This is a genomic window from Burkholderia sp. IO2 (assembly GCF_029522185.1).
GTDB lineage: Bacteria > Pseudomonadota > Gammaproteobacteria > Burkholderiales > Burkholderiaceae > Burkholderia > Burkholderia cenocepacia.
In genome coordinates this window covers 61,667-85,083 of record NZ_JAKWFH010000019.1, presented here as the reverse complement: position 1 = coordinate 85,083, position 23,417 = coordinate 61,667, and the positions used below count along the sequence as shown (strand labels likewise).

Sequence of the window (23,417 nt, the reverse complement as noted above, 5' to 3'; positions counted from 1 at the left end):
ATCGTTGATGTTGTGGGATGACGGCCGCTTGGGTATCGGGCGGCCGTGGCAGGCGGCCGCTACGGCTTCGCGTTCACGGTCCGCGGTGTCTGTTCGGCGCGCAGCGTCTCGGCGAGGTCGTGCGCGGCGCCGCCGATGTCGAGCGCGATGCCGGCCCGCACGCCCGCGCCGTCGCGCCGTTCGAGCGCATCGACGATCGCGCGGTGCGCATCCATCGAGCGCCGCATGTGCGGGATGTCGAGCGCGACCATGTTGAGGAACGGGCCGACGCGCATCCACAGGTTCTCGACGATCGCGAGCGTGCTTTCGCTGGCGCCGTGCGCATAGATCGCGCTGTGGAACGCAAAATTGCTTTGCAGGTAGGCGCGCGAGCGGCCGGCCCCGGCGTGTGCCTGCATCGTCTCGCAGGTCTTGCGTACGGCCGCGATCTGCGCGTCGGTCATCCGTGCGCACGCGCGCTCGGCGATGCAGCCTTCGAGGGCGATCCGCACGTCGCGCAGTTCGTCGAGCATGTCGAGCGTCATCGGCGGGACGACGAGCGCCCGATTCGGGCCGTCGACCAGTGCGCGTTCGGCGCGCAGCCGCGTGAGCGCGGCACGCACCGGCATCGTCGACGAGCCGACCGCCTCGGCCACGCTGCGCAGGCTCAGCGCCTGGCCAGGCGCGAAGCGGCCGCTCATCAGCGCTTCGCGCAGTTGCTGGTAGACCTTGTCGGCCATCGTTTCCTGTTCGATGACCTTCAATGCGGGCGGGGCGATACGAGGCGGCAAGGCGGGCTCTCCTGGGTTTGATCTGCGATCTGTGATCACACTGACGATATGCGAAGTTTTGACGATCGGAGGAGCGGAGTCAAGGCGAACGGGATTGGGGAAAACGAGGGGGGCAATAGAAGAGGGGCGGCGTCCGGAAAGCTGGCGTCATTACAAAAAACTTTCAAATCACGCATCATGACGCCCTGATTCGATGGATTCGAAGGTTCCCGGAGCACATGAGCCGTCGCGAGTTTTCGATGCGTTTGCCCTCGAGTCGAATTCATCTCAACAACAAGGAGCCAAAGTGAAACGTCCATCATTTGCCGTTGCATGGGCGGCATCTCAGCGAATCTACGACCCGGCAAATTCCGGTGAGCGCGTTGCGAAAGTGATAGGTGGATACGTCGAGAAGAACGTCAACAATCCGAATCCGACAGAGCGATGGAGCAATACTTGCGCGGTGAGAATGAGTTATATCCTGGGTGAAGCCGGTATGGTGATACCGAGAATCCCCGAGCAAACGGTCTCGGGCAGAGACAATCGGCAATATTTTTTTCGTGTCCGGGACTTGATTCGTTTTCTCGAGCAACGCTGGGGGAAGGCTGAGGGCGTCAAATACCCGCCGTCGAACGGAGGGCTGCTTGCGGGTCGGCAGGGCGTCATCCTGTTCGAGGTGTCGGGGTGGAGCGATGCACAGGGCCACGCCACGCTGTTCAATGGGCGGACGTGTTACGACCATTGTTACTTCAACGAACCGGGCGCGCGGTATCGTACCGATCGCGCAAATTTTTGGAGCCTGTCATGAGGGGAGTCCGGATCGCTGCCGCGTTGGCGTGCATCGCGTTTCAACCGACGATGGCCGTGGCGAAGGACGTCGCACAAACTTCGCCCGAGGCCGGCTCACGAACTTACCTCCAGAACTTCAAGGACATGGTGCTCGCGGAGTGCCTGGCTACCGCATACAAGCAGGCGCCCGGCGCGAGCAAGGACATCGGCAGCAGCATCAGCGCTTTGCGCGACTGGACCTACTACGACATGGAACGTGCGCCGGACGTCATTCACGCGCTGGTCGCGAAGTACCTGGCTCGCGACTATCGGAGTCCGGTTGTCGAATCGGAAGTCGCGGATGTGAAGTTCGACTTCCTGAAGTGCGTCGATCTGTATCACGGCAAGGAACTGGACGCTGCAGCGAAGCAGCTCGTATCGCGTCCGAACCGTACCTATCGAACCGGGCATTCGCCGAAGCCGCGGTAGCGATCAAGCGCCGCTACGCAATGCAACGGCGCGCCGCATGCCGTTTCGTCGACGCTATTCGAGCGTCCGAATCGAATTGCTGATCCCGCGCGCGCAGTCGATCACCGCCGGCGCGAGCTTGCGGCGCGCATCGTCGAACGTCCAGCGGCTCGTCGGCGCGACCACGTGCACGGCCGCGACCGGCTGCCCCTGGCTGCCGAGCACGGGCGCGGCGATCGACATGTCGCCGATGAACAGTTCTTCCTGGTTGGTCGCGTAGCCTTCGCGTCGCGCACTGTCGAGCAACGCGACGAGTTCGTCGAGCGCCGTGACCGTGCGCGGCGTATGCGGTGTGCGCACCATGTCGTCGAGCCGTGCACGCGCGTCGGCCGGCGGCAACGCGCTCAGGAACGCGCGCCCGCTGCCGGTGCAGTACATCGGGATACGGCTGCCGATCGGCATGTGGATCGGCACGAACTTGGTCGACACGAAACGCGCGACGTACACCATTTCGTCCTCGTCCGGCTCGGTGAGGTTGGTGGTTTCGCCGGTCAGGTTCGTGAGCTCGGACAGGAACGGATTCGCGACGTCGATCAGCGTATCGGCCGCGAGATAGTTGAAGCCGATCCGCATCACGTGCGGCGTGAGTTGGTAACGCCGCGTGACCGGATGCTTGCGGATGTAGCCGAGCTTCTCGAGCGTATAGACCATCCGCTGCGCCGAGCTTTTCGTCATCCCGGCCGCGTCGGCCACTTCCGCCAGCGTCATCGTGCGCCGCTTCGCGCTGAACGCGCGCAGCACGTTGAGCCCTTTTTCGAGCGACTGGTTGAACAGCAGGTCGTTTGACTGATCGGGCAACGTTTCCATGGCATGAGGCGGGATCGATTCGATATCGCATCATAGCGTATCGCATATCGATACTGAAAAATCTTTTTACGATATTTTTGATTCGTTTTAAGATCGAGCCATCGTCGCAGTGTCGATCAGCGACCGGCCGGCGCCCGGATTATTCGAGAAGGAGACACCATGGTTCCGTTCATCAAGCGGTTCGGCGCACTGGCCGCCGGTTTCGCCACCTGTATCGCACTCTCCACGGCCTCGGCGGGCGTCGTTGCGGCCGAGCCGACGCTGAAGGTCGGCGCGACCGCAACCGGCGTGCCGTTCACGTTTCTCGACGTCAAGAGCAATTCGATCCAGGGGATGATGGTCGATGCGATCACCGCGGCCGGGAAGTCGGCCGGGTTTCGCGTCGACGTGCAGCAGACCGTGTTCTCCGCGCTGATCCCGTCGCTCACCACGCAGAAGATCGACATCATCTCGGCCGCGATGCTGAAGACGCCGGCGCGCCAGCAGGTCGTCGATTTCTCCGACACCGTCTACACGTTCGGCGAAGGCCTGATCGTGAAGGCCGACGACCCCGGCCGCTATACGTCGATGGACGATTTCAAGGGGCAGGTGGTCGGCGCGCAGGTCGGCACGGCGTTCGTCGACGCGCTCAACAAGAAGGGCATCTTCAAGGAAGTGCGGACCTACGATTCGATCGCCGACATCATGCGCGACGTCGCGCTCGGGCGCATCAAGGCCGGCTTCGCCGACCAGCCGATCGTCGCGTACCAGATCGAGCACGGCGTCAATCGCCAGGTGCGGCTCGTGCCCGAATACCAGAGCGTGGTGAAGGGGCAGGTCTGCTTCATCGTGCGCAAGGGCGACACCGCGACGCTCGAACAGCTCAACGGCGCGATCCGCAAGATGAAGGGCGACGGCACGCTGCAGCAGATCCTGCAGAAGTGGCACATGAGCTGAGCGCCGGCGCGCGATTCCCGACCGGCATCGCCCGCGCGTCGCGGGCATCCACCGCGGCGCGCCGTCCCGACGTCGCATAGGAGACCTCATGTTTTTCCAGAATGCGATCGATTTTCTGCCGATCCTGCTGAAGGGCGCGGTGGTCACGATCGAGATCACCGCATGCGCGTTCGTGCTCAGCTCGGTGCTCGGGCTGATCCTCGCGCTGCTGAAGGTGTCGCGCAATCGGGCGGTATCGACCGCCGGCAGCACGATCGTCAACGTGATCCGCGGGCTGCCGATCATCGTGCAGCTGTTCTACATGTACTTCGTGCTGCCCGATCTCGGCGTCCAACTGTCGGCGTTCCAGGCCGGCGTGCTCGGGCTCGGCATCGCGTATTCGGCGTACCAGGCCGAGAACTTCCGCGCCGGCATCGAGGCGATCGACCGCGGCCAGATCGAAGCCGCGCACGCCATCGGCATGCGCGGCCCGATGATCATGCGGCGCGTGGTGCTGCCGCAGGCGTTTCGCATCGCGCTGCCGCCGTACGGCAACACGCTCGTGATGCTGCTGAAGGATTCGTCGGTCGCGTCGACGATCACCGTCGCGGAGATCACGCGCGCCGGCCAGCTGATCGCGTCGTCGACGTTCCAGAACATGAGCGTGTATACGCTCGTCGCGCTGCTGTATCTCGCGCTCGGCCTGCCGCTGATGTTCGGCGTGAACCGGCTCGGCAAGCGGCTCGCATTGAGGAGGGGCGCATGATCCGGATCGATTCGATACACAAGCGGTTTCAGCAGCACGCGGTGCTGAAGGGCGTGAGCCTCGACGTGCAGCCGGGTGAAGTCGTGTGCCTGATCGGGCCGTCCGGTTCCGGCAAGTCGACCGTGCTGCGCTGTATCAACGGCTTCGAGACCTACGACGAAGGGTCGATCACGATCGACGGCGTGAAGGTCGACGCGCATTCGAAGCGGATTCACGAGCTGCGGATGCGGGTCGGCATGGTGTTCCAGCGCTTCAACCTGTTTGCCCACCGCACGGCGCTCGAGAACGTGATGGAAGGGCCGGTGCACGTGCGGCGCGTGCCGGTCGCGCAGGCGCGCGAGCAGGCCCGCGCGCTGCTCGACAAGGTCGGCCTCGCGCACCGGATGAATGCGTATCCGTCCGAGCTGTCGGGCGGGCAGCAGCAGCGCGTCGCGATCGCACGCGCGCTTGCGATGGAGCCGCAGGCGATCCTGTTCGACGAGCCGACGTCGGCGCTCGACCCCGAACTCGTCGGCGAAGTGCTCGGCGTGATGCGCGGGCTGGCCCGCGACGGAATGACCATGGTGGTCGTCACGCACGAAATGGCATTCGCGCGCGAGGTGGCCGATCGCGTGTGCTTCCTGCACGACGGCACGATCTGCGAAAGCGGACCGGCGCGCGACGTGCTCACGCAGCCGACTCATCCCCGCACGCAGGAATTCCTGCGTCGCCTGCTGGCGTCGGACGGCGCCGACAACCCGGATCGAACATGAGCGCAACGAACGCGGCACCCGGATGGCCCGACTCGCCGTGGCCGGATTCGCTGTGGGCGGCGACCGCCGCGCCGGCGCCCGATACGCCCGCGCTCGACGCGTCCGTATCGTGCGACGTGGCGATCGTCGGCGCCGGCTTCACGGGCCTGTCGACCGCACTTCACCTGGCCGAACGCGGCGTGAACGTCCGCGTGATCGACGGCGCGCAGCCGGGCTGGGGCGCGTCCGGCCGTAACGGCGGGCAGGTCATTCCCGGGCTGAAATACGACCCCGACGAACTCGTTCGCCGGTTCGGCGACGCGGCCGGCGAGCAGCTTGCCGGTATCGTCGGCGGCGCGGCCGATACCGTGTTCGACCTGATCGCGCGGCACGCGATCGACTGCGATGCGCGTCGCCAGGGCTGGATCCAGCCCGCGCCGACCGCCGCGATGCTCGACACGGTCGCCCGCCGCGCGCAGCAGTGGGCCGCGCGCGGCGCGCCGGTCGAGGTGCTCGGCCGCGACGACGTCGCGCGACGGCTCGGCACGCCCGCGTATGCGGGTGGCTGGATCGATCGCCGCGCGGGCAGCGTGCAGCCGCTCAGCTATACGCGCGGCCTCGTGCGCGCCGCACAGGCGAGCGGTGCGGTCGTGCACGGCTTGACCCGCGCCGTCGGACTGACGCGTGCCGACGGCCGCTGGCAGGTCGCGACGTCCGGCGGCGCGACGCTGTCGGCCGCGCGCGTCGTGATCGCGACCAACGGCTACACGGATGGGCTATGGCCCGGCTTGCGCCAGTCGGTGATCGCCGCGAACAGTTTCATCGTCGCGACGCAACCGCTCGCGCCGGAACTCGGTCGCGACATCCTCGCCGGCGGCGAGGTCGCATCCGATGCGCGGCGCCTGCTGCTGTACTTTCGCCGCGATGCGGCCGGGCGACTGCTGATGGGCGGCCGCGGCCCGTTCGCCGAACCGCGCGCGCCGGGCGACTGGCGCCATCTGGAACGCGCGACGACGCTGTTGTATCCGCAACTGAAGGGCGTCCGGTTCGAATACCGCTGGGCCGGACGCGTCGCGATCACCGCGGATTTTCTGCCGCACGTGCACGAGCCCGCACCGGGCGTGACGATCGCGCTCGGCTACAACGGCCGCGGCATCGCGATGGCGACGACGCTCGGCAAGCATCTGGCCGCGCATCTGTCGGGCGATGCGCAATTGCCGCTGCCGTTCCGCGTGTCGCCGATCCGGCCGATTCCGTTGCACGGGCTGCAGCGCTTCTATATCGCGGCCGGGGTCGCCTGGTATCGGTTGCTCGACAGCCTGTCCTGACGCAGGTGGGCGGTTGAACCGCGCATCGCGTGCTCCGACGTTTGCGCGAGATGCCGGCGGATGGCTTCGCAGTCGGCGACTGTCGCCCCTACCTGATTCCGGCAATAGGGAAAAATCGACCGCGCCCCGTCCTTGCTTGGCTATTGGAATACCCTATGTTATAAAAGGCCGCGCCCAAATCAGGTGCATAGTCCAACAATAGACAACATAATAGAAATCATGGCCGACGCGGGGTATACCGAAAGTGCGGACACGCGTGTTCGCGTGTTGTTTCACGTAACCGATTTCGGGAACGGCGGGATCGAATCGTCTCTGATCCAGTGGCTGCGCATCCTCGATCGCAAGCGTTTCAGGGCCACATTGTCGGTCACGTACGCGTCGCCGATGCTGGCGCAGCGCTTTCGCGCCCTGATTCCGGATGACATTCCCATTGAAATCCTGGTGCGTCCGCAGTGGCTGCGCTATTTCCAGGACCGCCGCCACGCACGCAAGCTCGACAAAGTGGGCCGGATTGCTCGTGACCTTCACGGCGCGCTCGCGGTGCGTCCGTACATCGGGCGGCGTGTCGCCGAACTGGCGCGCGACGTAGACGTCATCGTCGACTACGACTTGTCGCTGCGGCGCCTTGCCGGCCGCTTCGGGGTGGCCTGGATCGGCGTCAACCACTTCAGCTTCGTCGCCCGGCTCGGCGGCCGCGGCCGGCGCATGCGCCGCCTGCTCGAGCAGTACAGCCGCTACGACAGTATTGCCGCATTGAACCCGCAGATGGGCGACGAAGCCGACCGGATGTTCGGCGACCGGCTGCAGCAAGTCACCGTCCTGCCCAACGCGATCGACATCGACGCCATTCGCGAGAACGCGACTGCCGCGCGTCCCCCGTTGCCAAGCGATGTGCCTTACATCGTCTCCGTCGCCCGGCTCGATGAACTCCAGAAAGATCACCGCACGTTGCTGCGCGCGTATGCGCAACTCGTCGCGCAGCGCGATTTGGCGGAGCATCTCGTGCTTGCCGGCGACGGCGCCCATCGCGACGAGCTCATGCGTCTCGCGCACGAGCTCGGCATCGGCGCGCGAGTGCATTTCATGGGGCAGATGGACAACCCGCATCCGCTGATGGCGGGCGCGTCGATCATGGTGCTGAGTTCGAAGAACGAAGGGATGCCGATGGTGCTGATCGAGGCACTCGCCCTCGGCAAGGCGATCGTATCGACGGATTGCCCGACCGGGCCGCGCGAGATTCTCGACCACGGCCGCGCGGGATTGCTGGTGGAAGTCGGGAATGTCGATGCGTTGGCCCGCGCGATGGCGCAATTGCTGACCGACGACCGACTGCGTGCCGACCTGGCCGCCCGGGCGTTCGAGCGGGCGGCACGCTTCGGCATTGCGGAAAGCAACCGGCGGCTCGATGCGTGCATCGAGGCGATTCGCGTGAAACGCGCAAGCCGGTGTCGAGCGCCATCGGGCGAGGGCATGCAGCGCGCCGGCTGACGGCCGATGTCCTGGCGGCGTGACGCGCCCCGCTTCGGCGGGGCGCGTGTCGTTTACCGCGCAGCCGGGTCGGTAAGCGTATTCAGGAACGCCTCGATGTCCTTGATGTCCTGCGCGGTCATCGCGGGCTTGTCGCCGGGCTTGCGATCGAACGGCGCGTCGGTCACGTCCACGTTCGCGCGATATTTCGGCGGAATGTCGTCGTATTCGTCGACCTTGCCGTCCGCGCCACGCGAGTAGAACTTCTGCGGCGAGATGCTGCGTTCGTTGTAGAACGCCATCACCTGATCGAGCGTGTGGAACACGCCGTTGTGGAAGAACACGTGGCGCGTCGCCGCGTTGCGCAGCGTCGGCGTCAGAAACATTCCGCAATACTGTGTCTGGTCCTTCAGGTCGTCGCGGAACGGCCCGCACACGCCGAGATCGTAGAACGCCGGATTGCGGTTCTGCGCGAGCGCTCGATTGCGCGGCGCGCCCAGCGCCTCGTACTGGTAATCGGTAAACATCGGCGGCAGCCCGTCCTTGCCGGGTTTCGACAAGTGGCAGCCCGCGCAATTCGCCTTGTCCGGATCGTTGAACAGGCGCAGCCCGCGCAGTTCGGCCTGCGTCAGGCGGGCGCGGCCCTCGAGCCAGCGATCGTACTTGCTGTCGTACGGATGGAACGACGGATCCTCGACCTGATAGCGCGCGATCGCGAACATCGCTTCCGATACCGCGAGCTGCGGGCGGTCGAACACGCGCGCGCCGAATAATTGCTCCAGTTGCGCACGATGCGACGATTGCGCGAGCTTGTGCGCGACGTCGTCGACGCTCGCGTTCGCCATTTCGACCGGATTCAGCAGCGGGCCGAACGCCTGTTGCTGCAGCGTATCGGCGCGGCCGTCCCAGAACATCCCGCCCTGCGGCACGAGCTGCGGCGCGGCCGACGTGCCGGCCACCTTCTGCGCCTTGACGACGCCGGCCGCCGCCGCGGCCTGCTGCGCGACGCTCGGCGCGGCGTCGTTTTCGCCGGCGTCGGGGCCGATGCTGAAATTCGGCTGGCGGTACAGGTACATCAGCGACGGCGGTGGACGATAGCCCTGCTGCGTCATCGCGAGGCCGCCCGGCTGCACGTCGAGCGCATTCGGCGGGCCGTACGCGTGATCGGGGCTGTGACACGACGCGCACGACTGCTTGCCCGACGCCGACAGCGACGGATCGTGGAACAGCGCGCGCCCGAGCTGCGCGACCGCCGACAGCGGCTGCGCGGCGGGCCGCTGCAGCACGACCGGATGCGGGTTCGCGCCGGTCCAGTCGGCGACCACGGTGCCGATCGCCGCCGGCACCTGCGCGGGAAACGCGATCGCGAACGCGCCATAGCCGATCACGGCCGCGCCGAGCACGAACGCCGCGCGGCGCAGCAGGCGGGAAGGGGGGCGCGGCGCGGGCGTGCCGGCGGCATCGGGAGACGGAAATGCGGGGCGAGCTGTCATGCTGTCGGTCGAAAATCGGGCGTCGCGCGAAGCGGCGCGTTGAAACGGAAACGGCCGGCGCGTGACGCGCCGGCCTTGCGGTCATGCCGTCACGGTCAGATCGACGGTGCGGCGCTCAATACGGTGCCGAGCGTCGGGTCGAGATACAGCGGCGTCGTGTTCGGCTTCGACGTGAAGTCGAACAGGTTGCGCAGGTCGCCCGCCGTCGCATCGAACGAACCGCCGCCGATACGCTGGCCGCCGAGCCAGTTGTCCTCGATGAAGCGCACGACGGACGACTGGTCGAGCATCGTGTGATCGACGTAGTTCTGCTTCGCATACGGCGAGATCACGACCAGCGGGATGCGCACGCCCGGGCCGCAGCGGCCGTTCACGGTCGCGCCGTTCACGCCGGTGGTGCCGCCCGTGCCGCACTTGCCGGCGCCGTTGAGCTGATCGACCAGGTCCGACGATGCGCGCGTCGGCGCCGTGTACACGTGGTCGTACCAGCCGTCCGAGTCGTCATAGGTGACGATCACCGCGGTGTTCTGCCAGTCCGGCTGCTGCTGCAGGAAGTTGACGACCTTGGTCACGAACGCCTGCTCGTCGAGCGGATCCGAATAGCCCGCGTGGCCGTCCTGCGCCGCCGGCGCCTTCAGGTAGCTGACCGACGGGAAGTTGCCGGCCTTCACGGCGGCGAAGAAGTCGTCCGTGTCGTACTGGTGGTTCGCCGGTTCGGGAGTCTTGCCGTCGGTCTCGACGCTCGAACCGATCGCCGCGATCGAGCTCGGGCGCGTGTGCTGCGGGTTCGCGGTCGACGCGTAGTACTGGAACCAGTTGTGGTGCGGGATGTAGTCGGCCGTCGCGGCGTTCACGGCGGTGGCGACCGTGCTGCGCGTGCAGCCCGTCGTGCCGTTGCCGTTGGTCGTCGACAGGTTGAAGCCGCCCATGAAGCCGCCCCACGTGATGTTCGCGCCGTTCAGCAGGTCGCCGATGTTCTTGCCGGTCATCATGGCCTGGTCGGTCGGGCTGGAACACACGTCGAAGCCCGGGTCGACGTCGTTGATCATCGTGAAGCCGCCCTGGCCGTCATTGATGTAGTACGAGCTGGCGGCGAGCGTCGACGGCTGCTTCGACGTCTTGACGATCTGCATCCCGTTGGTCTGCCCCGACACGACGTTCAGCGCGCCCGGCGTCGACGGGCCGTACGACGTCGTGAACGTGTTGTCGCTCATCGCGAAGCGCTGCGCGTAGTTCCACAGCGCGGTCACCGTGTTGCCGTCGAAGTAGCCCATCACCTGGCCCTTCGTCCCGAACGCGCCGGCGCCGCCGGACGAGCCCTTGCCCGTGTACTTCGGGAACAGGTCCGCCAGACCGTTGTCCTCGGCCTGCTCTTCGGCCGTGTACGCGTGGTTCTGGTCGGCGGTCGCGGCCTGCGTGCGGTCGAGGCGGAACGGGTTCGCGGCGTCGGTGCCGTTGGCCGTGTTCGTGAAGTTCGGGTTCGCGGTCAGCAGCGTGCCCGTCAGGCCGTTCGGCGTCGGCGTGCCGGATTTCGCGGTGAACGCCGGTTCGCCCGACGGGTTCGTCGCGTTCGGGTAGGTGCCGAAGTAGTGGTCGAACGAGATGTTTTCGCCGTAGATCACGACGACGTGCTTGATCGGCGTGGCGGTCTGCAGCGCATCCTGCGACGACACGGCGGGCGTCGGCGTGGAATCGTCGCTGCCGCCGCAGGCGAACAGCGCCAGCGCTGCGGCTGCGCAGGCAGTGACGAGCAAGGCTTGACGGAACATCGGGAAACTCCAGGGTAAGGTCTTCGATGGTGGAGAACGGCCCCGTCGCCGTGTCGGTTCGGCGCGAAGCTCGTGAGGGAGCACGCGCATTGGACCAGCCGCGTATGAAGATATGGGGACAGAGTGATTTCGCGATGGTTGCGCTCCGGTATCGGTTTCATTACGACGCAGGGCGATGCGAAAGAGAACGGAAAGGGGCGGACCGTGTGCAATCTCCACGTCACATACCGCCACGGGCGTACTGCGGTGGCGGCATCCGGCGCGGGAGCGGCAGGGCGCGTGGCGGCCGGCTCACGTCCGGAGTCTCGTGCGTCGCTTTTTTGACAATCCGGTGACGCATTCATAGGATGAACGGCTGCCGCGCACCGCGCGGCCTCCGACCGTCAGGGAGTGTTCAGCGTGCCGATCCCCGTTCTGTTTGCCGTTCTGTGCGCGGCGTTCCTGCACGCGTCATGGAATGCGCTGGTGCGCAGCAGCGGCGACCGGCTGCGCTCGGCCACGGTGCTGCAGATCGCGATCGGGCTGTTCGCGCTGCTGTTCCTGCCGGCCGCCGCGCCGATCACGCCGACGAGCTGGCTGTGCGTCGTCGCGTCGGCCGTGATCCACGTCGTCTATACGCTGCTGCTCGTCCGCGCGTACGAACACGGCGACCTGACCGTCGCATACCCGGTCGCGCGCGGCACGGCGCCGCTGCTCGTCACGCTCGGCGCGGCGGCGTTCGTCGGCGAGCGCCTGAACTTCGGTGCGCAAGGCGGGCTCGTGCTGATCTGCGCGGGGATCATGGCGATCGGGCTGGAGCGCGGACGCGGCGCCCGACACCGGATGACGCAGGTGCTGCCGACGGCGTTCGCGACCGGCGTGTCGATCGCCGCGTACAGCGTGGTCGACGGGATCGGTGTACGCGAGAGTGGCAGCACGGTCGGCTATACCGCGTGGATGTTCGTGCTGACGGGTGTGCTGATGGCCGGGTACTACCGGCTGCGGGCGGGATCGTTGCGGTTGACGCAGGATGTCGGCGAAACCGCGAAGGCCGCCTGCGGCGGCGTATTCGCGGCGCTCGCGTACGGCATCGTGATCTGGGCGATGGATCGCGCGCCGATGGGGCCGGTCTCGGCGCTGCGGGAGACGAGCGTGGTGTTCGCGGCACTGATCGCGCGCGTGTATCTCGGCGAGCGGCTGACGCCGCGCCGGGCGGCCGGTTGCGTGGTGATCGCGGCGGGGGCGTTGTTGATCAGTGCGTTCGAGGCGGTGGGGTAAAGGATCACCCCGGTGCGCCGGGCGTGTCAGCTTTCCACCGGCATCGCACTCGTACACTTGATCTCGTCGAGGCACACGCTCGAATGCACGCCGCTCACGCCGGGAATGCGCATCAGCGTTTCGAGCAGGAACGTCGACAGCCCCTTCAGGTCGTGCGCGACGACCTTCAGCACATAGTCGATGTCGCCCGTCACCGAGAAACACTCCTGGATCTGCGCGAGATCCGACACGAGTTTCTGGAACTTCGACAGATCGCGGATATGTCCGCGCTCCATCGTCACGTGCACGAACGCGGTGACGCCGAAGCCGAGCGTGTCGGGGCAGAGCCGGGTTTCGTAACGGCGGATCGCGCCGATTTCCTCCAGCCGGCGGTGGCGTCGCAAGGTCTGCGCGGGCGACAGGCCGACGGCCTTCGCCAGGTCGAGGTTCGACGCGCGGCCGTTCTCCTGCAACACCGACAGCAAGTGGCGATCGATGCGATCGAGAACCGGTTCAGGCATTTTTGTTTCCTCATCTGTCTCCTGGATGCAATCTTATCTCATAATGTAGGGTTTGCATGAGCGGGTTACGCAACCCGATTTCGCCGTCGCGACGCTAAACTGACGCCGGATTTTCGTGTGCGGCCGCAGCAATGCGGCGCGGGCGACGAGTCGGCGGCGGGGCTGGCCGGCACGCCGACGCGGATCGACTGCCGGCACGCGAAGATTGCAGTCCCCAACCCGGTGGCTCCACGAACGGCCGCCGGCACAGCAAAACAGCGCCCGGCACACCGAGGCGCGCCGCACCGCTCCAGGCGGAAGCGGACAGAGTGGAGAAGACATGGTTTCTGGAAACGACAGCGACGGCCTGAAGCGCGGGCTGAAGAACCGGCACATCCAGCTGATTGCGCTCGGCGGCGCGCTCGGCACGGGGCTGTTTCTCGGCATCGCGCAGACGATCAAGATGGCCGGCCCGTCCGTGCTGCTCGGCTACGCGGTAGCCGGCGTCGTGGCGTTCTTCATCATGCGCCAGCTCGGCGAGATGGTCGTCGACGAGCCCGTCGCGGGGTCGTTCAGCTATTTCGCGAACAAGTACTTCGGCCACTTCACGGGCTTCCTGTCCGGCTGGAACTACTGGGTGCTGTACATCCTCGTCAGCATGGCCGAACTGTCGGCCGTCGGGATCTACGTGCAGTACTGGTGGCCGGGCGTGCCGACCTGGGTGTCGGCGCTCGTGTTCTTCGTCGCGATCAACCTGATCAACCTGACCAGCGTGAAGTCGTACGGCGAGACGGAATTCTGGTTCTCGATCATCAAGGTCGCCGCGATCGTCGGGATGATCGGCTTCGGCGGCTGGCTGCTCGCGAGCGGCCACGCCGGGCCGGAAGCCACCGTCCGGAACCTGTGGCAGCACGGCGGCTTCTTCCCGAACGGCGTGTCGGGCCTCGTGATGTCGATGGCCGCGATCATGTTCTCGTTCGGCGGGCTCGAGCTGGTCGGCATCACCGCGGCCGAGGCCGACGATCCGAAGCGCAGCATCCCGCGCGCGACCAACCAGGTCATCTACCGCATCCTGATTTTCTACATCGGCGCGCTGGCCGTGCTGCTATCGCTGTATCCGTGGGAGAAGGTCGTCAGCGGCGGCAGCCCGTTCGTGCTGATCTTCCACGCGCTCAGCAGCAACCTGGTCGCGAACGTGCTGAACGTCGTCGTGCTGACGGCCGCGCTGTCGGTCTACAACAGCGGCGTGTACTGCAACAGCCGGATGCTGTTCGGCCTCGCGCAGCAGGGCAACGCGCCGAAGGTGCTGTGCTCGGTGAACAAGCGCGGCATCCCGCTCGCGGCGCTCGGCGCATCGGCGCTCGCGACCGGCGTGTGCGTGCTGGTCAACTACTTCATGCCGGGCAAGGCGTTCGAGGTGCTGATGGGCCTCGTCGTGTCGGCGCTGATCATCAACTGGGCGATGATCAGCCTGATCCACCTGAAGTTCCGCCAGGCCAAGCGCGCTGCCGGGGAGGAGACTTCCTTCCGCAGTCTGGGCTATCCTTTCACGAATTACCTGTGCCTGGCATTCATGGCCGGCATTCTCGTCGTGATGTACCTGACGCCGGATCTCCGCCTGTCGGTGTACCTGATCCCGGTATGGCTCGCGGTGCTCGCGGTCGGGTATCGCTTCCGTCAGAAGAATGCCGGCTTTGCGGTGCATGATGGCGTCTCCGCACGCTGACGCAGGCCACGACCGACCATTCTTCCAAACGAGACCGACTCAAGCCATGTTCGAACACATCGACGCGTACCCGGGCGACCCGATCCTGACGCTCAACGAGAACTTCCAGAAAGATCCGCGCGACCAGAAGGTCAACCTGAGCATCGGGATCTATTTCGACGCCGAAGGCCGGATTCCGGTGATGGGCGCGGTGCGCGAAGCCGAGACCGCGCTGCAGCGCGACAGCGGCCCGAAGCCGTACCTGCCGATGGTCGGCCTGGCCGCGTATCGCGATGCCGTGCAGTCGCTGGTGTTCGGTGCCGATCACCCGGCCCGCGCGGCCGGCCGCATCGCGACGCTGCAGACGCTCGGCGGCTCGGGCGCGCTGAAGGTCGGCGCCGATTTCCTGAAGCGCTATTTTCCGGATTCGCAAGTGTGGCTGAGCGACCCGAGCTGGGAAAACCATCGCTTCATCTTCGAGCGCGCCGGCTTCACGGTGAACACGTATCCGTACTACGACGAGGCGACGGGCGGCCTGAAGTTCGACGCGATGCTCGCGGCGATCGACGCGCTGCCGGCGCGCAGCATCGTGCTGCTGCACGCGTGCTGCCACAACCCGACCGGCGTCGACCTCGACGAAGGCCAGTGGGAGAAGCTGATCGACGTGATCGAGGCGCGCGGGCTGCTGCCGTTCGTCGACATGGCGTACCAGGGCTTCGGCGCGGGCCTCGACGCGGATGCGTTCGCGGTGCGCGAACTGGCCCGCCGCGGCGTGCCGACGCTCGTCGCGAACTCGTTCTCGAAGAACTTCTCGCTGTATGGCGAGCGCGTGGGCGGGTTGAGCGTCGTCTGCGAAGACGCGGCCGCGGCCGAGCGCGTGCTCGGCCAGCTGGCCGGCGCCGTGCGCTCGAACTACAGCAATCCGCAGACCTACGGCGCGAAGGTCGTCGCGGCCGTGCTCGGCACGCCGGCGCTGCGCAAGCAGTGGGAAGAGGAACTGTCGGCGATGTGCCGCCGCATCGCGCGGATGCGCCAGTCGATCCACGACGGCCTGCGCGACCACGTGAGCGGCGAAGCGCTCACGCGCTACGTGAAGCAGCGCGGGATGTTCACGTACACGGGCCTGACCGAATCGCAGGTCGACGCGCTGCGCGAGGTGCACGGCGTGTACATCCTGCGCTCGGGCCGGATGTGCGTGGCGGGGCTGAACGACTCGAACGTCGGCATCGTCGCGGACGCGATCGGCAAGGTGCTGAAGAGCGGCGTCTGACCGCGGCGCCGCGGCGCGCCAGGATGCACAACCGGCTGTGTCCCGTCACGGGAGCAGCCGGTTTTTTGTTGGGCGTCGATCATGTGCGGTGCCCGGCTGACGCACGGGCAGGCACGGCGGTACGATCACGGGATCGCATGCACGACAGAGGAGCGACATGGGCATCCGGATCATCCAGCTCGGCACGCCGCGCGCGGCCGGCGAAGGGCTGCGGATCGGCACGGTGCGGCGGCCGCCGCGCGGTGTGCCGAAGGCGGAATTCGCGTCGCGCAACTACTATGATGTATGGCTGCCGACGCTGTCGCCGAGCCCCGAACTCGTCGCACAGGCGCAGGCCGCCGAAACCGACGCCGAATGGAAAGCGTTCAAGCGTCACTTCCGCGCGGAGATGACGCACGGCGATCCGGCGAAGGTGCTGGACCTGCTGGCCGCGCTGTCGGCGACCACCGCGCTGTCGATCGGCTGCTACTGCGAAGACGAGCGCCATTGCCACCGCAGCGTGCTGCGCGAGCTGCTCGCGGAACGCGGCGCGGTGATCGAGCCCGACGCGGGCTGACGCGGCGTCGCGCGGCCGCGCCGCGATCGTGCGGTGCAGCGAACCGGTTGACGTGGGTCAAGCGCGCGGCCGCGCGCGCCACTATGCTCTCGTCATGGAGCCATCACGACGATGACAGGCCGACAGATGCACATTACTTTCCCGCCCGAGCCGCCGGAATACTGCGCGCGCGATCTGGTCGTCGCGTTTTCGGCGCTGGTCGACGGGCGTTGCGTCCAGTGCGCGGTCACGGCCGAGGCGCTGGAAGACCATTTCGGCGCGCGGTCGCTGCTCGAACGCGATCTGCTGCACGCATTCGACGCGCACCGGTCGGCGATCGAGGCAATGGCACGGCGAATGCTCGAGGAAATCGGCGGCCGGCCGGTGCTGCTGCACAGTGGGCACTTCCGGCTCGAAGACTGATACCGCAGGAGGGCGCATGACACTGCAGGGCAACATTCACGAACGCGACTGGTCGGTCGAGGTGGAGACGCGCCCGTGCGAATCGGGCGAGTTCCGCTGCCGCGTGTCGGTCGAGCACGGCGCCGGCGCCGCGCGGTTTCATCATACGTTCGAGCACAGCCACGCGTATCCGACGGAGCGCGAGGCGATGATCGAAGGGCTGCGGGCCGGCATGACGTGGATCGAGATGAAGGCGTCGCAGACCTTCAACGTATGAATGGCCCCGCGCCAGCCAGGCGCGGGCAGACCGTCGGCCGGCCGCGATCGAATCCTGCGCGCCGCGCGACGGGAAACACGTGCCGCCTCCATCGCGAGGCGGCCGGCACATGCAAGGCGGTCGACGAGCGGGCGGCCCCGTCAGGAGACACGACATGGGCGTGGGCATGCAGATCGCCTGCCTCGGATTCACGGTTTCGGCAGCGGTCGAGGCCGAAGCCGGCGCGCAACTGGTGCGGCTCGAACGGTTTCGCGCGTTGATCGACGGCTGCCATCTGGCGATCGACGCGCGCACGGTGGCCGATGGCGCGTGCCTGTACGACGTGCGGCTCGACCTGGTGATGCACGACGCGACGCTCAGGTCGCTGCCGCCGTGCGTCGGCGTCGACGTGGACGATGCGCTGCGCCGCGCGTTCGCGCAGGCCGAACAGGCGCTGATCGCGTGGCAGGCGGGCGCCGCGACGGTGGCGCTGCGCGACGCGGCGACCGGCGACGCGATCCGGTAATGCCGCGCGCCGGCGCCGTGTGTCAGACCCGTGCGAGCGCTTGCGCGTCGATGATGCGCACGCGCTTGCCGCGCGTCTCGACGAGCGCTTCGCGATGGAACCGCGAGAACATCCGGCTGACGGTTTCGAGCTTCATCCCGAGATAGCAGCCGATTTCCTCGCGCGTCATCCGCAGATTGAATTCGGTCGCCGAATAGCCGCGCGCCTCGAACCGCGACGACAGGTTCAGCAGGAAATGCGCGACGCGCTGCTCGGCCGACATCGTGCCGAGCAGCAGCATCTGGCTCGATTCGCGGACGATCTCGCTGCTCAGCATCTGGTAGAGGAAGTGCTGCATCGGCTTCATCTCGCGGCACGCGGCTTCGAGCGCGCCGAACGGGATGATGCACACCACGCTGTCCTCCAGCGCGATCGCGTCGCAGCAGTGCTGGCCACCGCCGATGCCGTCCATCCCGAGCGTTTCGCCGGCGATCTGGAAGCCCGTCACGTGCTCGCGGCCGTCGCGATGCATCATCACCGTCTTGAACGAACCCGCGCGCACCGCATAGATGCTCTGGAACGGATCGTCGGTGCGAAACAGCGCGTCGCCCTGGCGCACCTGTCGCGTCGTGCAGATGATCGCGTCGAGGCGGCCGTATTCGGCGGCCGTCAGATGCGGCGGCAGGCACATCGAGCGCATCGCGCAGGCCGAACAGCGTGCGGCCGGATGCTTGGCGGCGTCGGCGCGCGCGACCGGGCGCAGGGCAATCGTTGGCCGGGGTACGACGGACACGTCGGCGGCGAAGGCGGTGGCGGTGGACATGAGTCGCTCCGGCTCGTCAGGGGCGGCGCACGCGAGCGTGCACCAGGGATTCGATGACACGGCATGCGGCGTCGAATTCGACGGTCTTGTCGAAGAAGTAGTCGGCTCCCGCCGTCGCGCATGCCTCTCTGAATGCCGGCGCCGAGTGGTTCGTCAGCACGATCGTGACGATGCGCGGCGCGGCCTTCGACAGCATCCCGATCAGGTCGAGACCACTGCCGTCCGCGAGCCGCACGTCGACGATCACCACGTCCGCGCGACTGCTGCGGATATGCGACCACGCGTCCTGGCCGTCTTCCGCTTCGCCCACGACGGCAACGCCGCGGATCGCGCCGACGAGCAGCGCGATCCGCTGGCGAACGGCGACGGCGTGATCGACGAGGAACACCCTGAGCGCGGCGGGTGACAGGCTGGCATTCATGCCGGCAGTATCGTGTTGCGCCGCCGAAATTGAAATCGGCCGAATTGGAACTTCGTGTAGGCCGCTTCGACGCGGTGTAGGGCATTTCCTACACCGCGTACGGGAAATCGCCGGGACGATGCGGCTGCGGCGATGCCGCGCGAGCGGCTGGAATGGTTGCGCGGCCGGATCAGCCGGCGCGGCGCGCGGCCAGCGCGTCGCGCGCGGTGCGGCACGCGGCCAGATCCCACGCGGCGCAGCCGACGCTCTTGAACAGCAGCGGGCCGCCGCGGGCGAAGACGCCGTTCAGCACGTCGGCGAGCGATGCGACGTGCTGCCAGTCGACCCGTGCGACGATCAGGTCGCCGGCTTCGTGGCGCGCGCCGGCCGGATCGTCGACGACGAGCCGGCTGCCATGCACCGTGTTCGCATCGATCTCGGCGGCATCCGCGGTGAACGCGCCGACGCCGACCACGAGACGGCCTTCGCGCGCGGCTTCGCGGTAGACGGGCGTGCGGCTGGTGGTCAGCGTGACGACCACGTCGATCGCCTCGGGAATCGCGTCGCCGTCGAGCGGCGCGAGCCGCGGCGCATGGGCGCGATGAGCGACGCAGAAGGCGGCCGCGCGCTCCGCGGTCGTGCCGCGCACGTGCAGCCGCGCATCCGGAAAGATGGCCGCGAGCGCTTCCGCGTGATTGGCCGCCTGCTTGCCGGTGCCGATCAGCAGGATGTCGCGCGGCGCGGCGCCGTGCAGCGCCTGGATGCCGAGCGCGGTGATCGCCGCCGTGCGGCGACCGGTGACGGTCGGGCCGTCGAGCGCGAAGCGCATTTCTCCGGTCGTCGCGTCATACGCGGTGACCTGGCCGAGGATCGTCGGCAGCCCGCGCGCGCCGTTGCCGGGGCACACGTTGACGAGCTTGTGGCTCGCCAGGTCGTGGGCGCTCGACGGCATCGACAGCATCACGCCGCCGCCTTGCAGCGGCACGACCAGGCGTTCGGGGCTGACGATGTCGCCCGCCGCGTACTCGGCGACCGCTTGCCTGAGCGTGGCGAGCAGCGCCGGGTAGTCGAGCAGCGCGGCCGTGTCGGCCGCGTCGAAAACGGGAATCGGGGAAGAGGCGGTCATCGTGTACGTCGTGGGCGTCGGTGAGCGTGAACGGCGGACGCATGCCGCGCCCGCCACAGGTCTGCCGGATACCGTGACACAGGGCAGTGTGGATCGAATCTATACCACTTGCTGGCGCGCCTGCAACCCAGAAAATAAAGCGCTGTGGGGATTTTGGTTCTAATATCTGGCCAGAAGCGCGCCGCTGCCGTGCCGCCCGCGCGGCTCCGGTATAGTGCGAACCCATTCCAGATCCACGCCCGCGAACGGGCAGGAGCCATCCGATGATGTCCGCGCGTCCCGACTCACCCGAAGGCGGTTTCCGCCCGCTGCAGATCTACGAGCAGGTAGCCGAAAAGATCCGCGACGAGATCCGCGCGGGGCGCTACGCGGCCGAGTCGCGGCTGCCGTCCGAGCGCGAGCTGGCGGCGCTGTTCCAGGTCGGCCGGCCGGCGGTGCGCGAGGCGCTCGGCGCGCTGCAGAACGAAGGGCTCGTGTGCACGAAACGCAATTCGGGCACCTACGTCGTCGCGGCGCCGCTCGACGTGCTCGCGCAGCGCGGCGATCCGCACACGGCGTCCGAGGCCGACTTCAGCCCGACGTCGACGCTCGACGTGCGATTGATCCTGGAGCCCGCGATCGCGCGCCTCGCGGCCGCCCATGGCCGCGCCGACCCCGGCGCCGAACGCTATCTCGCGCAGATGGAAACCATCACCGACGTCGACGATCCGCACCAGCGCGCGCTGTGGAACGAGAGCGACCGGCTGTTCCACCGGCAGCTCGCGCTGATGACCGGCGATGCGCTGATCGTGAAGATCGCGGACGAAGTCGCGAAGACGATGGACCAGCCGCTGTGGAAGCGGCTGAAGGACGACGGCATCTACGACGCGGGCCGGATCCGGCTCTACGTGTCCGAGCACCGGCTGATCTACGAGGCGATCGTGTCCGGCGATGCCGATGCGGCTGCGTTCTATGTCGAACAGCACATCCGCCGCGTGCGGCGCGACATCGCGCCGAAGTGACCGGCCTGCGCGCGAAGTCATTCTGGTCTTCAATATGACCAAAATCCCGACAATTATTTTGAAATTGCTTGCGATGTGACCACGTGTGTCCTACATTGGTTTCACACAAAACCAATCAGGAGACATCATGCGACACCTCGTGACCGCGCTCTCGGTGGCTGTTGCCGCCGGCGCGCTGACTTCCGCGCACGCGCAGGAAGTCGTGATGATCGGCCATTCGGCGCCGCTCACCGGCCCGCAGGCCGCCAACGGCAAGGACAACGAAAACGGCGCGCGGCTCGCGGTGGACGAGCTCAACAAGGCCGGCATCAAGGTCGCCGGCAAGGCCGTCACGTTCAAACTGGTTTCCGAAGACGACCAGGCCGACCCGAAGGCCGGCGTGCAGGTCGCGCAGAACCTCGTCGACAAGGGCGTCGTCGCGGTGCTCGGACCGTACAACTCGGGCGTCGCGATTCCGGCCTCGCGCGTGTATTCGACTGCCGGCGTGCCGATCCTGCCGGTCGCGTCGAACCCGGCGCTGACGAAGCAGGGCTTCAAGAACATCTTCCGGATCGGCGCGAGCGACGAGCAGCTCGGCGGCACGATGGCCACGTTCGCCGCGAAGACGCTGAACGCGAAAACCGCCGCCGTGATCGACGATCGCACCGCGTACGGGCAGGGCGTCGCCGAGCAGTTCATGAACGTCGCGAAGGCGAACGGCATCAAGATCGTCGACCAGGAATACACGAACTCGTCGGCCACCGATTTCCTCGGCATCCTCACCAAGATCAAGGCCAGCAACCCCGACGTGATCTTCCTCGGCGGCTATGCGGCGCAGGGCGCGCCGATGGCCAAGCAGATGAAGCAGCGGGGCTTGCGCGCGAAGCTGCTCGGCGGCGACGGCATCTGCTCGGCCGACATGGGCAAGGTCGCGGGCGAGGCCGCGTCGATCGTCTACTGCGCGCAGGGCGGGGTCGCGCTCGAGAAGACGGCGGCCGGCCGCGAATTCCTGAAGAAGTACCACGACGCCTATCACACCGATACGCAGGTCTATGGCGTCAACTACTACGACGGGATGAAGCTGCTCGCCGACGCGATGGTCAAGGCCGGCACGACCACCGACAAGGCGAAGCTGAGCGCGCAGCTCGCGAAGTCGAACTACGCGGGCGTCGCGGGCACCTATTCGTTCGACGCGAACGGCGACCTGAAAGGCGCGCCGACCACCGTCTACGTGATCCGCAACGGCCTGCCGGAACCGTACGCGAAGTAATTGCCGCATCGCCCGTCACCGGACGGCGGCCCGGCCGCCGTCCTTCGTTTCAACGCATTCGATCCGCCATGAAAATTTCCCGATCCCTGTCCACCGTCGAAGTGCACACCGGCGGCGAGGCGTTCCGCATCGTCACGAGCGGGCTGCCGCGCCTGCCCGGCGACACGATCGTCCAGCGCCGCGCGTGGCTCAAGGAGCACGCCGACGAGATCCGCCGCGCGCTGATGTTCGAACCGCGCGGCCATGCCGACATGTACGGCGGCTATCTGACCGAGCCGGTGTCGCCGAACGCCGATTTCGGCGTGATCTTCGTGCACAACGAAGGCTACAGCGACCATTGCGGTCACGGCGTGATCGCGCTGTCGACGGCGGCCGTCGAGCTCGGCTGGGTGCAGCGCACCGTGCCCGAGACGCGGGTCGGCATCGATGCGCCGTGCGGGTTCATCGAGGCGTTCGTCCAGTGGGACGGCGAGCACGCGGGGCCGGTGCGCTTCGTCAACGTGCCGTCGTTCATCTGGCAGCGCGACGTGTCGGTCGACACGCCGTCGTTCGGCACCGTGACCGGCGACATTGCTTATGGCGGCGCGTTTTATTTTTATGTCGACGGCGCGCCGTTCGACTTGCCGGTGCGCGAATCGGCGGTCGAGAAACTGATTCGCTTCGGCGCGGAAGTGAAGGCGGCCGCGAACGCGAAGTATCCGGTCGTCCATCCGGAGATCCCGGAAATCAACCATATCTACGGCACGATCATCGCGAACGCGCCGCGCCACGCGGGTTCGACGCAGGCGAACTGCTGCGTGTTCGCGGATCGCGAGGTCGACCGCTCGCCGACCGGCTCCGGCACCGGCGGGCGCGTCGCGCAGCTGTACCTGCGGGGGCTGCTCGCGGCGGGCGACACGCTCGTCAACGAATCGATCGTCGGCACGGTCTTCAAGGGGCGCGTGCTGCGCGAAACGACGGTCGGCGACATCCCGGCCGTGATCCCGGAAGTGGAAGGCAGCGCGCATGTCTGCGGGTTCGCGAACTGGATCGTCGACGAACGCGATCCGCTCACGTACGGGTTTCTCGTGCGCTGACCCGCAGCGTCG

The 23,417-nt window shown here is 67.1% G+C and carries 25 protein-coding genes; 17 read left to right on the top strand and 8 right to left on the bottom strand.

Annotation, left to right across the window (positions count from 1 at the left end):
• Window positions 1-59 precede the first annotated feature (59 nt).
• On the bottom strand, window positions 60-770 hold the full coding sequence (locus tag MMB92_RS14630) for a GntR family transcriptional regulator (protein WP_058903095.1): 711 nt from the start codon (window positions 768-770) through the stop codon (window positions 60-62).
• A gap of 193 nt (window positions 771-963) precedes the next feature.
• On the opposite strand from MMB92_RS14630, the gene MMB92_RS14625 reads away from it, so the two are divergent.
• Both MMB92_RS14625 and MMB92_RS14620 read left to right on the top strand, forming a co-directional pair.
• Window positions 964-1,557, top strand: a complete 594-nt coding sequence (locus MMB92_RS14625; protein WP_226245064.1) for a type VI secretion system amidase effector protein Tae4 — start codon at window positions 964-966, stop codon at window positions 1,555-1,557.
• Window positions 1,554-2,006 (top strand): type VI secretion system amidase immunity protein Tai4, encoded by a 453-nt coding sequence (locus tag MMB92_RS14620; RefSeq protein ID WP_043204713.1) that lies wholly within the window; start codon window positions 1,554-1,556, stop codon window positions 2,004-2,006. Before MMB92_RS14625 ends, MMB92_RS14620 begins: the two co-directional genes overlap by 4 nt.
• 54 nt (window positions 2,007-2,060) lie before the next feature.
• Here the strand turns inward: MMB92_RS14620 and MMB92_RS14615 are convergent, their stop codons facing one another.
• Complete coding sequence (locus tag MMB92_RS14615) at window positions 2,061-2,852, bottom strand: IclR family transcriptional regulator (protein ID WP_060266027.1); 792 nt, start codon at window positions 2,850-2,852, stop codon at window positions 2,061-2,063.
• A 159-nt stretch (window positions 2,853-3,011) separates the two neighbouring features.
• On the opposite strand from MMB92_RS14615, the gene MMB92_RS14610 reads away from it, so the two are divergent.
• The 5 genes from MMB92_RS14610 (at window position 3,012) to MMB92_RS14590 (ending at window position 8,080) form a co-directional block, all read left to right on the top strand.
• Window positions 3,012-3,788, top strand: coding sequence for an ABC transporter substrate-binding protein (locus tag MMB92_RS14610; protein ID WP_006482855.1), 777 nt, complete (start codon window positions 3,012-3,014; stop codon window positions 3,786-3,788).
• 88 nt (window positions 3,789-3,876) lie between these two features.
• Complete coding sequence (locus MMB92_RS14605) at window positions 3,877-4,533, top strand: amino acid ABC transporter permease (RefSeq protein WP_006482843.1); 657 nt, start codon at window positions 3,877-3,879, stop codon at window positions 4,531-4,533.
• The gene (locus MMB92_RS14600) at window positions 4,530-5,285 is read left to right on the top strand and encodes an amino acid ABC transporter ATP-binding protein (protein ID WP_006482849.1); all 756 of its coding nucleotides are present in this window, start codon (window positions 4,530-4,532) and stop codon (window positions 5,283-5,285) included. Before MMB92_RS14605 ends, MMB92_RS14600 begins: the two co-directional genes overlap by 4 nt.
• A complete protein-coding gene (locus MMB92_RS14595; RefSeq protein ID WP_012493322.1) occupies window positions 5,282-6,592 on the top strand; it encodes an FAD-binding oxidoreductase in 1,311 nt (436 codons plus the stop codon). Before MMB92_RS14600 ends, MMB92_RS14595 begins: the two co-directional genes overlap by 4 nt.
• 219 nt (window positions 6,593-6,811) lie before the next feature.
• Window positions 6,812-8,080, top strand: coding sequence for a glycosyltransferase (locus MMB92_RS14590; RefSeq protein WP_058903099.1), 1,269 nt, complete (start codon window positions 6,812-6,814; stop codon window positions 8,078-8,080).
• 53 nt (window positions 8,081-8,133) lie between these two features.
• Here the strand turns inward: MMB92_RS14590 and MMB92_RS14585 are convergent, their stop codons facing one another.
• Window positions 8,134-9,552: a cytochrome c peroxidase gene (locus MMB92_RS14585; protein ID WP_062885508.1), complete on the bottom strand. Its 1,419-nt coding sequence runs from the start codon at window positions 9,550-9,552 to the stop codon at window positions 8,134-8,136.
• A gap of 95 nt (window positions 9,553-9,647) precedes the next feature.
• Complete coding sequence (locus MMB92_RS14580; protein WP_277562748.1) at window positions 9,648-11,321, bottom strand: alkaline phosphatase family protein; 1,674 nt, start codon at window positions 11,319-11,321, stop codon at window positions 9,648-9,650.
• 399 nt (window positions 11,322-11,720) lie between these two features.
• Here MMB92_RS14580 and MMB92_RS14575 point away from each other — a divergent pair, with 399 nt between their 5' ends.
• Window positions 11,721-12,578 (top strand): EamA family transporter, encoded by an 858-nt coding sequence (locus MMB92_RS14575; protein WP_062885666.1) that lies wholly within the window; start codon window positions 11,721-11,723, stop codon window positions 12,576-12,578.
• Window positions 12,579-12,604: 26 nt separating this feature from the next.
• On the opposite strand, the gene MMB92_RS14570 is transcribed toward MMB92_RS14575, so the two are convergent.
• Window positions 12,605-13,078: an Lrp/AsnC family transcriptional regulator gene (locus tag MMB92_RS14570; RefSeq protein ID WP_006479071.1), complete on the bottom strand. Its 474-nt coding sequence runs from the start codon at window positions 13,076-13,078 to the stop codon at window positions 12,605-12,607.
• Between the two features lie 319 nt (window positions 13,079-13,397).
• Between MMB92_RS14570 and MMB92_RS14565 the strand changes: the two genes are divergently transcribed.
• The 6 genes from MMB92_RS14565 (at window position 13,398) to MMB92_RS14540 (ending at window position 17,751) form a co-directional block, all read left to right on the top strand.
• Window positions 13,398-14,783 carry an amino acid permease gene (locus tag MMB92_RS14565; protein WP_006481698.1) on the top strand — a complete coding sequence of 462 codons (1,386 nt, stop codon included), beginning with the start codon at window positions 13,398-13,400 and terminating at the stop codon, window positions 14,781-14,783.
• 46 nt (window positions 14,784-14,829) lie between these two features.
• The gene (locus MMB92_RS14560; RefSeq protein WP_060212406.1) at window positions 14,830-16,032 is read left to right on the top strand and encodes an amino acid aminotransferase; all 1,203 of its coding nucleotides are present in this window, start codon (window positions 14,830-14,832) and stop codon (window positions 16,030-16,032) included.
• A gap of 157 nt (window positions 16,033-16,189) precedes the next feature.
• Window positions 16,190-16,588: a DUF488 family protein gene (locus MMB92_RS14555; RefSeq protein WP_006494891.1), complete on the top strand. Its 399-nt coding sequence runs from the start codon at window positions 16,190-16,192 to the stop codon at window positions 16,586-16,588.
• A 111-nt stretch (window positions 16,589-16,699) separates the two neighbouring features.
• Window positions 16,700-16,990: a DUF1488 domain-containing protein gene (locus MMB92_RS14550; RefSeq protein ID WP_006481711.1), complete on the top strand. Its 291-nt coding sequence runs from the start codon at window positions 16,700-16,702 to the stop codon at window positions 16,988-16,990.
• 16 nt (window positions 16,991-17,006) lie between these two features.
• On the top strand, window positions 17,007-17,246 hold the full coding sequence (locus tag MMB92_RS14545; protein ID WP_006479066.1) for a hypothetical protein: 240 nt from the start codon (window positions 17,007-17,009) through the stop codon (window positions 17,244-17,246).
• Between the two features lie 154 nt (window positions 17,247-17,400).
• A complete protein-coding gene (locus MMB92_RS14540) occupies window positions 17,401-17,751 on the top strand; it encodes a hypothetical protein (protein WP_006481700.1) in 351 nt (116 codons plus the stop codon).
• 22 nt (window positions 17,752-17,773) lie between these two features.
• Here MMB92_RS14540 and MMB92_RS14535 read toward each other — a convergent pair whose 3' ends face one another.
• The 3 genes from MMB92_RS14535 to lhpI form a co-directional block, all read right to left on the bottom strand.
• A complete protein-coding gene (locus MMB92_RS14535) occupies window positions 17,774-18,553 on the bottom strand; it encodes a helix-turn-helix domain-containing protein (protein ID WP_006481707.1) in 780 nt (259 codons plus the stop codon).
• 16 nt (window positions 18,554-18,569) lie between these two features.
• Window positions 18,570-18,974 (bottom strand): response regulator transcription factor, encoded by a 405-nt coding sequence (locus MMB92_RS14530; RefSeq protein WP_006481701.1) that lies wholly within the window; start codon window positions 18,972-18,974, stop codon window positions 18,570-18,572.
• Between the two features lie 169 nt (window positions 18,975-19,143).
• Window positions 19,144-20,079 carry a bifunctional Delta(1)-pyrroline-2-carboxylate/Delta(1)-piperideine-2-carboxylate reductase gene (gene lhpI / locus MMB92_RS14525; RefSeq protein ID WP_277562747.1) on the bottom strand — a complete coding sequence of 312 codons (936 nt, stop codon included), beginning with the start codon at window positions 20,077-20,079 and terminating at the stop codon, window positions 19,144-19,146.
• A 263-nt stretch (window positions 20,080-20,342) separates the two neighbouring features.
• Here lhpI and MMB92_RS14520 point away from each other — a divergent pair, with 263 nt between their 5' ends.
• The 3 genes from MMB92_RS14520 (at window position 20,343) to lhpH (ending at window position 23,405) form a co-directional block, all read left to right on the top strand.
• Window positions 20,343-21,080, top strand: coding sequence for a GntR family transcriptional regulator (locus MMB92_RS14520; RefSeq protein WP_006481703.1), 738 nt, complete (start codon window positions 20,343-20,345; stop codon window positions 21,078-21,080).
• 127 nt (window positions 21,081-21,207) lie between these two features.
• Window positions 21,208-22,329, top strand: a complete 1,122-nt coding sequence (locus MMB92_RS14515) for a branched-chain amino acid ABC transporter substrate-binding protein (RefSeq protein ID WP_077021078.1) — start codon at window positions 21,208-21,210, stop codon at window positions 22,327-22,329.
• 68 nt (window positions 22,330-22,397) lie between these two features.
• On the top strand, window positions 22,398-23,405 hold the full coding sequence (lhpH, locus tag MMB92_RS14510; protein ID WP_006494886.1) for a trans-3-hydroxy-L-proline dehydratase: 1,008 nt from the start codon (window positions 22,398-22,400) through the stop codon (window positions 23,403-23,405).
• Window positions 23,406-23,417: the final 12 nt, after the last annotated feature.